Origin of the sequence: Microbacterium sp. MMO-56, from assembly GCF_037146215.1 — a bacterium.
GTDB lineage: Bacteria > Actinomycetota > Actinomycetes > Actinomycetales > Microbacteriaceae > Microbacterium.
In genome coordinates, this window is sequence record NZ_JBBCVW010000008.1 from 75,475 (window position 1) to 87,933 (window position 12,459).

The window sequence follows — 12,459 nt, forward strand, 5'->3', positions numbered from 1 at the left end:
AGGCTGAACGGGTGACTGCGAGCCTTCCCGCCTCCGGCGAGCGCCTGTCGGCCCGATTGGGTCTCACCGAGCGCGTCCTGGCCGGCCCGCGCCTGCGCAGACTGCTGGGCGTGGTCGAGGACGGCCTCGACCGGGTCGAGAAGGCGCTCGCGCTCGAGCTGAAGGTGAGCGATTCGCTCGCCGACGCCACCACCCGCTACCTCTACGAGGCCGGCGGCAAGCGCGTGCGTCCGATGCTGACCCTGCTCACCGCGCAGCTCGGGGAGGGGACCACCGACACCGTCATCGCGGGGGCCACCGCGCTCGAGATGACCCACCTCGGATCGCTTTACCACGACGATGTGATGGACGGCGCCGACGTCCGCCGGGGCGTCCCCAGTGCGCATGCCGTCTGGGGCAACAACGTGGCCATCCTGACGGGCGATCTGCTGTTCTCGCGCGCGAGCCAGCTCATGGCGCAGATCGGCGAGCGCGCCATCCGGCTGCAGGCCGACACCTTCGAGCGCCTCGTCCTCGGACAGATGCACGAGACGGTCGGCCCGCAGGGCGGCGAAGACCCGGTGGAGTTCTACCTGCAGGTGCTGGCGGACAAGACCGGGTCGCTGATCGCGGCCTCCGCGCAGGCGGGCATCCTGTTCTCGGACGCCCCCGCGGAGTACCGTCGCCCCGTCCTCGAATACGGCGAGAAGGTCGGCGTCGCCTTCCAGCTCCTGGACGACGTCATCGATCTGTCCGCCGATCCCGGCGAGACCGGAAAGGTCCCCGGGACCGACCTGCGCGCGGGCGTCCCGACGATGCCGTATCTGCTCCTCGGCCGCGCCGCCGACCCCGCCTCGCGCGCGCTCACCGCCACGATCGACGACGGCGTCGCGCGGATCGCCGACGGCGCCGACCCCGCGATCCTCGACGAGGCGATCGCGCAGCTTCGGGACCATCCGGCGACCCAGGAGACGCGCCGCCAGGCCTACGAATGGTCCGATGCCGCCATCGCCGCGATCGATCCGCTGCCGGCCGGCGCGGTGCGCGACGCGCTCGTGAAGCTCGCGCACGTGGTCGTCGACCGGTCGAGCTGACCACCGCCACTCCTCGACAAGCTCAGGGACCTGACGACGCGGTCCCGCGACGCAAAGGAACACTCATGACCAAGCTCAGGCTGGCCATCGTCGGCGCGGGACCCGCCGGCATCTACGCCGCGGACATCCTGCTGAAAGCCGAGCGCAAGTTCGACGTCTCGATCGACCTGTTCGACCACCTCCCCGCCCCCTACGGCCTCGTGCGCTACGGCGTCGCGCCCGATCACCCCCGGATCAAGGGCATCATCACCGCGCTCCGGGACGTCCTCGACCGGGGCGACATCCGCATCTTCGGGAACGTGCGCTTCGGCGAGGACCTGACGATGGATGACCTGACGCGCCACTACAACGCCGTCATCTTCGCGACGGGCGCGATCCGCGACGCGGACCTCGACATCCCCGGCATCGACGCCGTCGGCTCGTACGGCGCCGCCGACTTCGTCAGCTGGTACGACGGTCACCCCGACTTCCCGAGGGAGTGGCCGTTGGATGCCGCCTCCGTCGGCGTCGTCGGCGTCGGCAACGTCGCGCTCGACGTCGCCCGCGTGCTCGCCAAGCACGCCGAGGACCTGCTCGTCACCGAGATCCCCGCGAACGTCCAGGCGGGGCTCGAAGCCTCGCAGGTCACCGACGTGCACGTCTTCGGACGCCGCGGACCGGCGCAGGTGAAGTTCACGCCCCTCGAGCTGCGGGAGCTGGGCGAGCTGCGCGACGTCGACATGGTCGTCTACGACGAGGACTTCGACTACGACGAGGCGTCCCAGGCGGCGATCGCGAGCAACAAGCAGGTGATGGTCATCGACCGCGTGCTGCAGTCCTGGCGCCAGCGGCCGAGCGTCAACAACTCAGGCGGTGAGGCGTCGCGACGGCTGCACCTGCACTTCTGGGCCAAGCCCGTCGAGGTGAAGACCGAGGACGGACGCGTCAGCGCGCTGGTCTACGAACGCACCCGACCGGATGGACAGGGCGGCGTCGTCGGCACCGGCGAACTGCGCGAGGTGCCCCTGCAGCAGCTGTACCGGGCGGTCGGCTACTTCGGCTCGCCGCTGCCGGGCGTCCCCTTCGACAAGAAGCACGGCGTGATCCCCAACCACGAGGGCCAGGTGCTGCGCAAGGACTCCAACGAGCGCGTGCCGGGCGTCTACGCGACGGGCTGGATCAAGCGCGGGCCGGTCGGGCTGATCGGACACACGAAGTCGGACGCGATGGAGACGATCAGCCACCTCATCAACGACCAGGGCTCGTGGTGGACCCCCGAGGACCCGTCGCCCGAGGCGATCCCGACACTCCTCGCCGAGCGCGGGGTGCGCTGGACGGACCTCGACGGATGGCACCGCCTGGACGAGCACGAGATCGGGCTGGGTGCGGCGCAGGAGCGCGCTCGCATCAAGCTCGTCGACCGCGACGAGATGGTGCGCGTCTCGCGCGGCGAGTGACGGCGCGGGAGTCGGGACCGGTGGGTGACATGGACACGACCAACGGTGAGCGGACGCCCCTGTTCGACAGGCCCGGCGAGGCGTCACCGGTCGCCGGGAGCGCGTTCCCGCACGCGGCGATGCTGCCCGAGACCGCCTATCAGGTCGTGCACGACGAGATCATGCTCGACGGCAACGCGCGCCTCAACCTCGCGACGTTCGTGACGACGTGGATGGACGACCATGCCGACAGGCTGTACGCGCTGTCGTACGACAAGAACATGATCGACAAGGACGAGTACCCCCGGACCGCCGCGATCGAGTCGCGATGCTGGCGGATGCTCGCCGACCTCTGGCACGCGCCGGACGTCTCCGCCGCGGTCGGCACCTCGACGACCGGGTCGTCCGAGGCGTGCATGCTCGGCGGACTCGCCCTCAAGCGCACCTGGCAGCACGCCCGCCGGGCGGCGGGCAAGCCGGCGGATCGCCCCAATCTCGTGATGAGCTCGGCGGTCCAGGTGTGCTGGGAGAAGTTCTGCAACTACTGGGACGTCGAGCCCCGCTTCGTCCCGATCACCGACGAGCGTCGGGTGCTCGACGGACACGACCTCGACGCGTACGTCGACGAGAACACGATCGGCGTCGTCGCGATCCTCGGCGTCACCTACACGGGCATGTACGAGCCCGTCGCGCAGATCGCGGCGGCCCTCGACAGGATCCAGGCGGAGCGGGGGCTGGACATCCCGATCCACGTCGATGGGGCGTCCGGCGCGATGGTCGCACCCTTCCTGCAGCCGGACCTCGTGTGGGACTTCGCGCTGGAGCGCGTGCACTCGATCTCGACCTCGGGGCACAAGTACGGCGGCGTCTACCCGGGCGTGGGATGGGTGGTGTGGCGCGACGCGGCGTGGCTCCCGGACGATCTCGTGTTCCAGGTGAGCTACCTGGGCGGGAAGATGCCGACGTTCGCTCTCAACTTCTCGCGCCCCGGTGCCCAGGTGCTGCTGCAGTACTACCTGTTCCTGCGTCTCGGACGCGAGGGCTACGTGCAGATGCAGCAGGCCGCGCAGGACGTCGCCCGGTTCCTGGCGCGCGGAATCGCCGCGATCGGCGCCTTCGACCTCTGGAACGACGGCACCGACATCCCCGTGTTCGCGTGGCAGCTGCGCCCCGGGCACACCCGCACCTGGAACCTCCACCACCTGTCCGACCGCCTGCGGATGAAGGGCTGGCTGGTGCCCGCGTATCCCATGCCGGACGATCTGAGCGATCTCACCGTCCAGCGCATCGTCGTGCGCAACGGGCTGAGCATGGATCTCGCCGCGCAGCTGCTGGAGGACATCCGTGAGGCCACGGCGTACCTCGACGAGCTCGAGTCGCCGATGCCCGTCGTCGGGCAGACGCCCGGGTTCCACCACTGACGGTGCGCGCGGCCCGCTGGCTAGGCTGACGGCATGGCCGCCGGTTGGAGTCCCGACATCCTCGGGGCGCCGTTCGAGCAGCGCACGCTCGATCTCGGCGAGGACACCGAGGGGCCGGTCGTCGCGACGCTCGTCCGCTCGCGCCCGCGCCTCGCGGCGCTCCGCCCCCTCGCCGACGTCGACGTGCTGTACGTGCACGGCTGGTCGGACTACTTCTTCCAGACCGGCCTCGCCCGGTTCTGGAACGGGCTCGGTGCCCGTTTCCACGCCCTCGATCTGCGCAAGTACGGGCGCAGTCAGCGACCCGGTCAGACCCCCGGCTACGTGACCTCCCTCGACGTGTACGACGCCGACATCGCCGCGGCGCTGGAGGTCATCCGCGCGGAGGGCCGGCGGCGGCGTCTCGTGCTGATGGGCCACTCGACCGGCGGTCTCACGCTCAGCCTGTGGGCCGCTCGTCACCCCGCGGAGGCGGCCGCGGTGGTGCTGAACAGTCCCTGGCTGGAGCTGCAGACCGGTGCCATCGGGCGGCAGGCGATCGCTCCTCTGATAGCGGCGCGCGCCAGGTTCGACCCCCTGGGGACGCATCCCGTGGTCGATCTCGGCTACTACACGCGAGCTCAGCGCGAGCTCGGCACGCTGCCCGAGAGTCCGGACGGGTGGCGGCCGGAGCGCGGATTCCCGACGCATCCGGGGTGGCTGGCCGCCGTGATCGCGGGGCATCGGAGCGTCGCCGCAGGGCTCGACATCGACGCCCCGGTGCTCGTCCTGCTCTCGCGCGGGTCCACCGCCCCCGTGCAGTGGGCGCCCGCGATGACGACGACCGACAGCGTGCTCGTCGTGGACGACATCGCCGGCGCGGCCACCCGTCTCGGAACGCGGGTGACGATCGCCCGCATCCCCGATGCGATCCACGACGTGTTCCTGTCCGGGGAGGTCGCGCGGCACGTCGCGTACACGGCCGTGCGTGACTGGGCCTGCGGCGGGGCGCTGACCTAGCGCGTCAGCCGCGCCGGGTCGCCTCGCCGCGCACCCGCCGGTACGGATGGTCCTGCACGCGCCGGGACGCCGCGGCGACCAGCTCGGACGCCGTCTGCGAGCGCCGGGCGAGCGTCATGAGCCACGCGGTCGTGCGCGCCGCCGCGCGCAGGTTCATCGGGCGGCCCTCGATGCCGTAGAGCAGTCGTGCCCAGTCGGGAAGCAGGCTGAGAACGCCGTCCTGGACGATCACGGTCGTCCACGCCGCCGCGGGGTTCCCGGACAGGCGGGGCCGCCGCAGCGTGCGGGTGACCTCGGCCGCCTCGATGCCGAGCGCGAGCCATCCGGTCTGCGCGTCGATGTACGCATCGAGTTCGGCCCGTGTGCGGGGGAGGAGTGTGTCGTCCTCGATGCCGATGAGGCGCGCCGCGACGTGCTGCTCGACGATGAAGCGCTCCGCGTCGGCATCGGTCAGGCGGACGCCGAACTGCTCGCTCGCACGGATGAGTGCGAACACGAACGTGTTGTGCGTCCAGGCCAGCCAGCGCGGGTTGTCGGCGGCGAGCACGTCGCCTGTCTCGGGGTCCGTCCACCGGGCATGGGCGTGCATCCGGCGGACGGTCGCACTGGCCGTGTCGGCGTGGGCCCTGTCGCCGAAGACGACGGTGTCGAAGTACCTCCCGGTACGCTCGTCGCGCCCCGCCGCATCGTCGTGCGAGACCGTCGTGTTGTAGAACACCCGCATCATGTAGGGGTTGAGCGCCTGCAGGAGCAGCGCGGCCATGCCCCCGAGCTTCGCGGCGGGGTCGGCGAAGACGCGCCACGAGACGCTGTCGGGGGCGAAGTATCCGTCGTGCTCGGCGGCGGGAGAGGTCATGGGGGGGCTCCTGGAAATCATGCTCGGGTCGAACTGGCAGACAGATCGTGCGGTGGGTGCGATCGAGTCGACGGGCCTGCATCGACGTCGATCGCTGCGCGCCCCCACGCGCCTCCCGCACGGACGTGCACCCCCTCGCACGCCCGACACCGCTCGTCGGCCGTGCGAGCGGTGGGGCGAGGCGCCGCGCACCCTCTCAGAGCCGCGGACCCCATCCAAGATTAGACTATATCCAAAGTTGTACGATGGTCGCATGCCGGAAGAGGGGATGCGGGCGCGCAAGAAGCGGCAGACGGAGAACGCGATCGAGCAGTCGGCCGTCCGCCTCGCTCTGCAGCGCGGCCACGCCGCCGTCACCGTCCGGGACATCTGCGAGAGCGCCGACATCTCGCGCGCCACGTTCTTCAACTACATGCCCACGCGCGAGGCGGCGATCTTCGGGCGCCCCGTCGAGCTCGTCGGCGAGGAGGCTGCGCGAGCCGTGCTGGCCGCCCGCTCCGTCGTCGACCCCGTGATCGCCGTGCTGCACCTGCTCCTCGCCTCGATCGGCCACGCGCGGATGAATCCCGCCGTGGCGCAGGGGCGGGCGAGGCTGGCGTTGGAGCAGCCCGGCGCGATCGAGTCGATCCGGCATCAGTACGCCGCGATCACCCTGCAGCTGACGACTTTCCTGGCCGGGTGGCTGCGGGAGAACCCCGCGGTGCGTCGCCTGCCGGAGCGGTCGCCCGAGGACGAGGCGTCGCTGGCCGTGGGGGTCGGCATGACCGCGATGTCGGCCCTGTTCGCCGCGCAGGACGGTGAGACGACCGACGTCGAGCTGTCGGAAGAGCTGTTCCGCGCGCAGGTGGACGCGGTCCGGCGCGTCGCGGGCGGCTGAGCGCGCCGAGTGGGCTCGCCCCGCGGCGACGCTCAGTCGTGGGAGCGGTGGTGCAGGTGGAGATCGTCGAGGGTGTCGCCGAGGCGGTCGTACAGCTGGTCCATCACCGTGCTCGTGGAGCACCCGATCCACATCACGTAGGGCGTGAGGTGCGTGGCTGTCTCCTCCGGCATCCATTCGGACACCCACGCCATGACCGCCTGCGCCGCACGCTCGCCGCGGGGGAGGCCGAGCGGCGAGGCGTCGTCGACGAGCCAGTGCACCACCAGCCCCGGGGGTGCGGGGAGCGGGCGGATCTGGACGTCGTCGGATGCCTCGATGAACACCTGTCCGTAGGCGTCGACGGGCAGCCTGCCGACCAGCTGATGGAGCAGCGACAGGTCGGTGATGTCGCCCGCGATGAGGAAGTGCGAGGGCGGGGAGGCGAGGGGTGCGTCCGACATGATGGCATCCTACTAAGGATTGCCTAACCTTAGAAGGGAGGAGCGGCCTCGGGTCTGCCACACTGGGGGGCATGCCTCGGATCGACGGCCGCTCGCTCGGCCTCTGGAGCCTGCGCCTGGACGCCGCCTACTGCCTGGTGCTCGGCCTCTTCGTGGCGCTGGCGGCGCCATGGATCGCGACGGCCGTGGTGCTCCCCGCCGACGTGCTGAGGGTTGTCGGCCTCGCGGTCGTCGCGTGGGCGCTGCTCGTGCTCTGGATGTCCGCGCGGCTGCCGATCCGGCGCGCCCTCTCGATCGTGATGTGCGCGAACGTCCCCGCGAGCGTCGTCGTCGCCGCGGCCGCCCTCGCCGCCGTGAACGGGATCGTCGCCGCCGCGGTCGTGGTCGTCGCCGTCGAGATCGCCGCCTTCGCGATCAGTCAGGCGGTCGCGCTGCGCCGCCTCGCCGCGGGCTCCGCCGCATCGCCGACGGCCTGAGGGTCCTCCGCCCGCCGTGTAACGCAGGTTGCACATGCCCGCTGCGGAATGCAAGCCTCCGAGCCGCTTTCGCCGTCCGTGACAGGATGGCGCCGCAGCAGTCCGCGCGCCGGCGCGGACATCCGATTCGGGCTCGGCTCCGAAGACCCCGTGACCGCCCCGTGACGAAGGAGAGCTCCGCCCGTGAGAGAAGTGTCCACGCCGCCGCTGGCCGATCTCGCCGGCTACCGCAACGTGACCGATCTGCTGGTCCGTCGCGTCGCCGAGGCGCCGGATCACGTCGCCTTCGATGTGGCCGACAGCGGCGGGTGGCGTGCGGTGTCGACCGCCCAGTTCGCCGATCAGGTGCGCGGCGTCGCTCGCGGCCTGATCGCGGCCGGGCTGGAGCCGGGCCAGAGCGTCGCGATCATGTCGCCGACCCGCTACGAATGGGCCGTCGCCGATCTGGGCGTCTGGTTCGCCGGGGGCGTCGTCGTGCCCGTGTACGAATCGTCGGCGGCGAGCCAGGTGGCGGCGATCGTGGCCGACGCCGGCGTCCGGATCGCCTTCGCCGGCGATGAGCGCTCGCGCGCGGTGCTCGCCGAGGCCGGCGTGCCCGTCGTGATCGATCTGGCGGAGGGGCTGCCCGGGCTCGTCGAGCGGGGAGCCGATGTCGCGGACGCCGATGTGGAGCGAGCCCGTGTGCACGCCGGGCCCGCGTCGCCGGCGACGATCGTGTACACCTCGGGCACGACGGGCAGACCGAAGGGTGTCGTGCTCACCCACGAGAACTTCCTCGGCCAGGTGCTGAACATCGCGGCCGCGTACTCCGACATCGTGCGTCCCGACGGGAACACCGTGATCTTCCTGCCGCTCGCCCACGTGCTCGCTCGGGGGCTGCAGCTCATCTGCCTCGCCGGGGGGATGCGCATCGCCCACCTGTCCGCGCCGTCCGAGGTCGTCGCCTCGCTCGCCGTGCTGCGGCCGACGTTCCTCGTGGTCGTGCCGCGCGTGCTGGAGAAGATCGCGTCCGCCGCGGCGGGCAAGGCGTCGGACAAGCACCTCGGGCGGCTGTGGGCGGCGGCCGTGCGCACGGCGATCGATGCCGGAGCGGCCGCCGAGCGGGCGGACGCCGACACCGGCGGGCCGATGCGGGGCGCCGCGGCGCTGCGCCACCGCATCTTCGATCTCCTGTTCTACCGGCGGATCCGCGGGCTCCTGGGCGGTCGCCTGCGGTACGTGCTCTCCGGGGGCGCCACCTTGCCGGCACGGCTGTCGCTGCTGTTCCGTGGCATGGGCGTGCCCGTCATCGAGGGATACGGACTCACCGAGACGACGGCTCCCCTCACCGGCAACCTCCCCGGGCGCATCCGCTCGGGCACGGTCGGGCTCCCGCTGCCGGGGTCGACCGTGCGGATCTCCGCCGACGGCGAGGTCCTCGCCCGTGGAGTCGGCGTCTTCGCCGGGTATCGTGACCCGGTCGACGACGCGGCGGCCTTCGTCGACGGCTTCTTCCGCACCGGTGACCTGGGACGCCTGGACGAGCGCGGCCACCTCGTGCTGGACGGGCGGGTGAAGGACGTCGTGACCACCTCGAACGGCAAGACCGTGGCCCCCGCGCGGTGGGAGGCGGCGATCGAAGAGCATCCGCTCGTCTCGTCGGCCGTGACCGTCGGCGAGGGTCGCCCCTATCTCACCGCGCTCATCGTGCTCGACCCCGATGCGGTGGCCGCACGGCCCCGCGCATCGTCGCCGACGGAGGACCCGGCGCTGCGTGCAGACGTGCAGCGCGCCGTCGACGAGGCGAACGCGCTCGTCTCGCGCAGCGAGCAGGTGCGCCGGTTCGCCCTCGTGGTCGCCGACAGCGACGACCGCGAGCTCGTGACCCCCACGCTGAAGATCCGCCGTCGCGAGCTGCTCCACCGCGAGGCGAGCACGATCGACTCCCTGTACGCCTGACCCTCCGTCCCGTTCCGCACCCTGGAGACCTCCATGTCACAGCGCCCCGGCGCCATCGTCCTCACGATCGTCGTCGTCCTCGCCCTCGCCGCGGGTCTCGCCGCCGCCGGCGGCTCGGCCGGCGGCACGCTCGGCGGCATCCCGCTGTTCGTGCTGGCCGTCGTCGCCGCCTTCGCGATCCAGATCGTCGCCTACATCCCGGCCGTGCTGCTGCGCACCGAGAAGTTCTTCGACCTCACCGGCGGGCTCACGTTCGCCGTCGTCGCCGTGGCGCTGCTGGTCGCGTCGCCCGCGGGCGTGCGCGGATGGGTGCTGGCCGCGATGATCGTGATCTGGGGCGTCCGGCTCTCGGCGTTCCTGTTCATCCGCGTGCGCGCGCAGGGCTCCGACGGGCGTTTCGACGACATCAAGGGGAACCCGCTGGCCTTCCTGCGCGTGTGGCTCATGCAGGGCCTGTGGGTCGCGGTGACCTCGTCCGCCGCATGGGTCGGCATCACCGCCCTCGACCGGCGCGGGTTCGACGCGTGGGTCGTCGTCGGCGCAGTCGTGTGGCTCGCCGGGCTCCTGCTCGAGATCGTCGCCGATGCGCAGAAGGCCGCCTTCCGCCGTGACCCGGCGCACTGGGGCCGCTTCATCGACACGGGCGTGTGGTCGTGGTCGCGGCACCCGAACTACCTCGGGGAGATCCTGGTGTGGATCGGCGTCGCGATCGTCGCTCTGCCCGCGGCGACCGGATGGCAGTGGGTGACGGTCATCTCGCCCGTGTTCGTCGTGCTCCTGCTCACGCGGGTCAGCGGCATCCCGCTGCTGGAGAAGCGCGCCGATGAGCGATGGGGCGACGAGCCCGCCTACCGGGAGTACAAGGCCCGCACCCCCGTGCTGGTCCCCGGGATCGGTCGCGGCTGAGCGGTCAGCCCAGGAGCTCCCTCGGGTGCGTCAGGCGCCACCAGTCCGTCGGCGGAGCGATCGTGCCGCGCACGCGCAGCTCGGCGGTCGCGGTGGCGGGGCCGGCCGTCCAGGTGACGGTGCCGACGCGCTCGCCGTCGCGGTACTCGACGGGGTTGCCCACCTGCGTCGACACCGTGATCGGGGTGTCCGACCAGGTGCGGATCGACGCGGAGTCGGCGACGACGAGCTGCGCCGACGCGCCCCACACCGTGGTGTAGGAACCGACGACCGTGTTCGCGTCCACCAGGGGCACGTCGTGGAAGCCGGCCCGAATGCTGTCGAGCAGGCGGAGCACCCCGGCATCCTGCGCCTCACGGGACGCGCCGCCTAGCGTGACACCCGTGACGGTCACGGGCTCGCCCACGCCGCCGTCGAGGGTGGCGGTGAACAGCAGGCTGAACGTGCCCTCACCGAGGTTGCCGGTCTTCAGCCCGGTCACTCCGTCCTGCCCGAGCAGCATGTTCGTGTTGGTGATGTGTCCGGGGCCGGGCAGGGTGAGGTCCGTCGTCGCGGCGATGCGCGCGATCGTGGGGTCCGCGGCGGCGAGCTGGGCGATGCGGAGCAGGTCGGTCGGTGTGCTCACGTTGCGCGGGCTGATCCCCGTCGGCTCCACGATGCTGGTTCCGGTGAGACCCTCGCGGGCGAGGTAGTCCCGTGTCGCCGCGAGGAACGCATCCCGCGATCCGTACGCCCATGTCGAGACGGCGTCGGCGTAGTTGCTCGCCGACGGGATGAGCATCGTCGCGAGCGCGTCGTGCAGTGACATCTGGCTGCCGGTCGGCATGGTCGCCACCGCGGCATCCTGCACGTAGTACACGTCGTAGAGGTCGTGGTCGGCCTTCCCGAAGGTGATCGTGGGACCGGGGTCGTCGGCGTTCGCCAGCGGGTGCGCGTCGAGGACGACGAGCGCGGTGATGATCTTGCTGATGCTCGCGATCGACCGGGGCTCGTCGTCGCCGGCCACGAGGTGCAGACCGTCCGCGCCGAGATAGTCGGCGGCCCCCGAGACGGACACGGAGGTGGCGCCGTCTCCGGGCAGCGCGAACGTCGCGGCCTGCGTAGTCGGGGCGTCCAGGCTGCGCGTGGATGCCACGGGCGCGGGCAGCGGCGCGTTGAGCGCCCACACGACGTATCCGACGACGGCCGCGGTGGCCACGAGCAGCACCACGCCGACGGTGAGCAGCACCCTCCGCACACGTCGCCGCCGCGATCGCGCGACGGGATCGAGATCGTCGCCGTCGTCCTCGGGCCCGTCCTCGAACAGATCCGAGATCCCCGACGGCTCGTCGGGGTCGCTCACGCTCCCACAGTAGTCGGCCGCCGCACCCACGCCGCCACCCGCGGAGCCTGAGCCGCGCGTAGCCTGAACGGATGGACGAGACGAAGGCCCGGACCGCGGCGGAGGTCGTCGACTGGCGGCGACGGGTGTTCGCCCTCTACGCCGCCGTGCGGGAGGCGCCGGATCCCGCGCGCGCCCACGAGCGCTGGCGCGCGGAGCGCGACGATCTGATGCTGCGGCATCCGGCGAGCCCCCTGCTCGCCGAGGATCGACCGACGTTCACGGGCCTGCCGGTCGCTCCCTACGATCCGGCGTGGCGGTTCGAGGTGTCGCTCTCTGCCGCCGATCCCGCGCGCTTCGAGTTCCCGACCGGCACAGACGGGGTCGTGCCGTTCGAGCGCGTCGCCGTCGTGGAGATCCCCGGGATCGGAAGCCTCGATGCGTGGCGCCTGACGACGTATGGCGGGGGGCTGTTCGTTCCCGTCCGCGACGCGCTCGCCGGTGTCCCCGGCGGCACGTACGGCGGCGGCCGCTACCTGATCGACACGATCAAGGGCGCCGATCTCGGGTCGGACGCCGCGGTCGGCACGATCGTCCTGGACTTCAACTTCGCCTACAACCCCTCGTGCGCCTACGACCCGGCCTGGGCGTGCCCGCTCGCACCGGCCGGGAACGTGCTCGACGTGCCGGTTCCCGCGGGGGAACTGTACGGGTAGTCGCCTCGGGGCGATCGG

Annotated in this window: 12 protein-coding genes; 9 read left to right on the top strand and 3 right to left on the bottom strand. The window is 71.7% G+C overall.

Annotated elements, in window-relative coordinates; genetic code table 11:
- The first annotated feature begins 11 nt into the window (after positions 1-11).
- The 4 genes from WFI00_RS09230 to WFI00_RS09245 all read left to right on the top strand — a co-directional run bounded on the left by WFI00_RS09230 (position 12) and on the right by WFI00_RS09245 (position 4,908).
- The gene (locus WFI00_RS09230) at positions 12-1,073 is read left to right on the top strand and encodes a polyprenyl synthetase family protein (RefSeq protein WP_336632878.1); all 1,062 of its coding nucleotides are present in this window, start codon (positions 12-14) and stop codon (positions 1,071-1,073) included.
- A gap of 65 nt (positions 1,074-1,138) precedes the next feature.
- The gene (locus WFI00_RS09235) at positions 1,139-2,509 is read left to right on the top strand and encodes an FAD-dependent oxidoreductase (protein WP_336632877.1); all 1,371 of its coding nucleotides are present in this window, start codon (positions 1,139-1,141) and stop codon (positions 2,507-2,509) included.
- A 29-nt stretch (positions 2,510-2,538) separates the two neighbouring features.
- The gene (locus WFI00_RS09240) at positions 2,539-3,909 is read left to right on the top strand and encodes a glutamate decarboxylase (protein ID WP_336632876.1); all 1,371 of its coding nucleotides are present in this window, start codon (positions 2,539-2,541) and stop codon (positions 3,907-3,909) included.
- A 33-nt stretch (positions 3,910-3,942) separates the two neighbouring features.
- A complete protein-coding gene (locus WFI00_RS09245) occupies positions 3,943-4,908 on the top strand; it encodes an alpha/beta hydrolase (protein WP_336632875.1) in 966 nt (321 codons plus the stop codon).
- Between the two features lie 4 nt (positions 4,909-4,912).
- Here the strand turns inward: WFI00_RS09245 and WFI00_RS09250 are convergent, their stop codons facing one another.
- A complete protein-coding gene (locus WFI00_RS09250; RefSeq protein ID WP_336632874.1) occupies positions 4,913-5,764 on the bottom strand; it encodes an oxygenase MpaB family protein in 852 nt (283 codons plus the stop codon).
- A gap of 253 nt (positions 5,765-6,017) precedes the next feature.
- Between WFI00_RS09250 and WFI00_RS09255 the strand changes: the two genes are divergently transcribed.
- Positions 6,018-6,641 (top strand): TetR/AcrR family transcriptional regulator, encoded by a 624-nt coding sequence (locus WFI00_RS09255; RefSeq protein ID WP_336632873.1) that lies wholly within the window; start codon positions 6,018-6,020, stop codon positions 6,639-6,641.
- Positions 6,642-6,673: 32 nt separating this feature from the next.
- Here WFI00_RS09255 and WFI00_RS09260 read toward each other — a convergent pair whose 3' ends face one another.
- On the bottom strand, positions 6,674-7,084 hold the full coding sequence (locus tag WFI00_RS09260; RefSeq protein ID WP_336632872.1) for an SIP domain-containing protein: 411 nt from the start codon (positions 7,082-7,084) through the stop codon (positions 6,674-6,676).
- Between the two features lie 71 nt (positions 7,085-7,155).
- On the opposite strand from WFI00_RS09260, the gene WFI00_RS09265 reads away from it, so the two are divergent.
- From WFI00_RS09265 to WFI00_RS09275, 3 genes are all read left to right on the top strand, one after another.
- Positions 7,156-7,560: a hypothetical protein gene (locus tag WFI00_RS09265; protein ID WP_336632871.1), complete on the top strand. Its 405-nt coding sequence runs from the start codon at positions 7,156-7,158 to the stop codon at positions 7,558-7,560.
- A gap of 183 nt (positions 7,561-7,743) precedes the next feature.
- The gene (locus WFI00_RS09270; protein WP_336632870.1) at positions 7,744-9,498 is read left to right on the top strand and encodes an AMP-dependent synthetase/ligase; all 1,755 of its coding nucleotides are present in this window, start codon (positions 7,744-7,746) and stop codon (positions 9,496-9,498) included.
- Positions 9,499-9,531: 33 nt separating this feature from the next.
- Positions 9,532-10,404 (top strand): DUF1295 domain-containing protein, encoded by an 873-nt coding sequence (locus tag WFI00_RS09275; RefSeq protein ID WP_336632869.1) that lies wholly within the window; start codon positions 9,532-9,534, stop codon positions 10,402-10,404.
- Between the two features lie 4 nt (positions 10,405-10,408).
- On the opposite strand, the gene WFI00_RS09280 is transcribed toward WFI00_RS09275, so the two are convergent.
- Positions 10,409-11,746, bottom strand: a complete 1,338-nt coding sequence (locus tag WFI00_RS09280; RefSeq protein ID WP_336632868.1) for a D-alanyl-D-alanine carboxypeptidase family protein — start codon at positions 11,744-11,746, stop codon at positions 10,409-10,411.
- Positions 11,747-11,817: 71 nt separating this feature from the next.
- On the opposite strand from WFI00_RS09280, the gene WFI00_RS09285 reads away from it, so the two are divergent.
- Positions 11,818-12,441, top strand: coding sequence for a DUF1684 domain-containing protein (locus tag WFI00_RS09285; RefSeq protein WP_336632867.1), 624 nt, complete (start codon positions 11,818-11,820; stop codon positions 12,439-12,441).
- Positions 12,442-12,459: the final 18 nt, after the last annotated feature.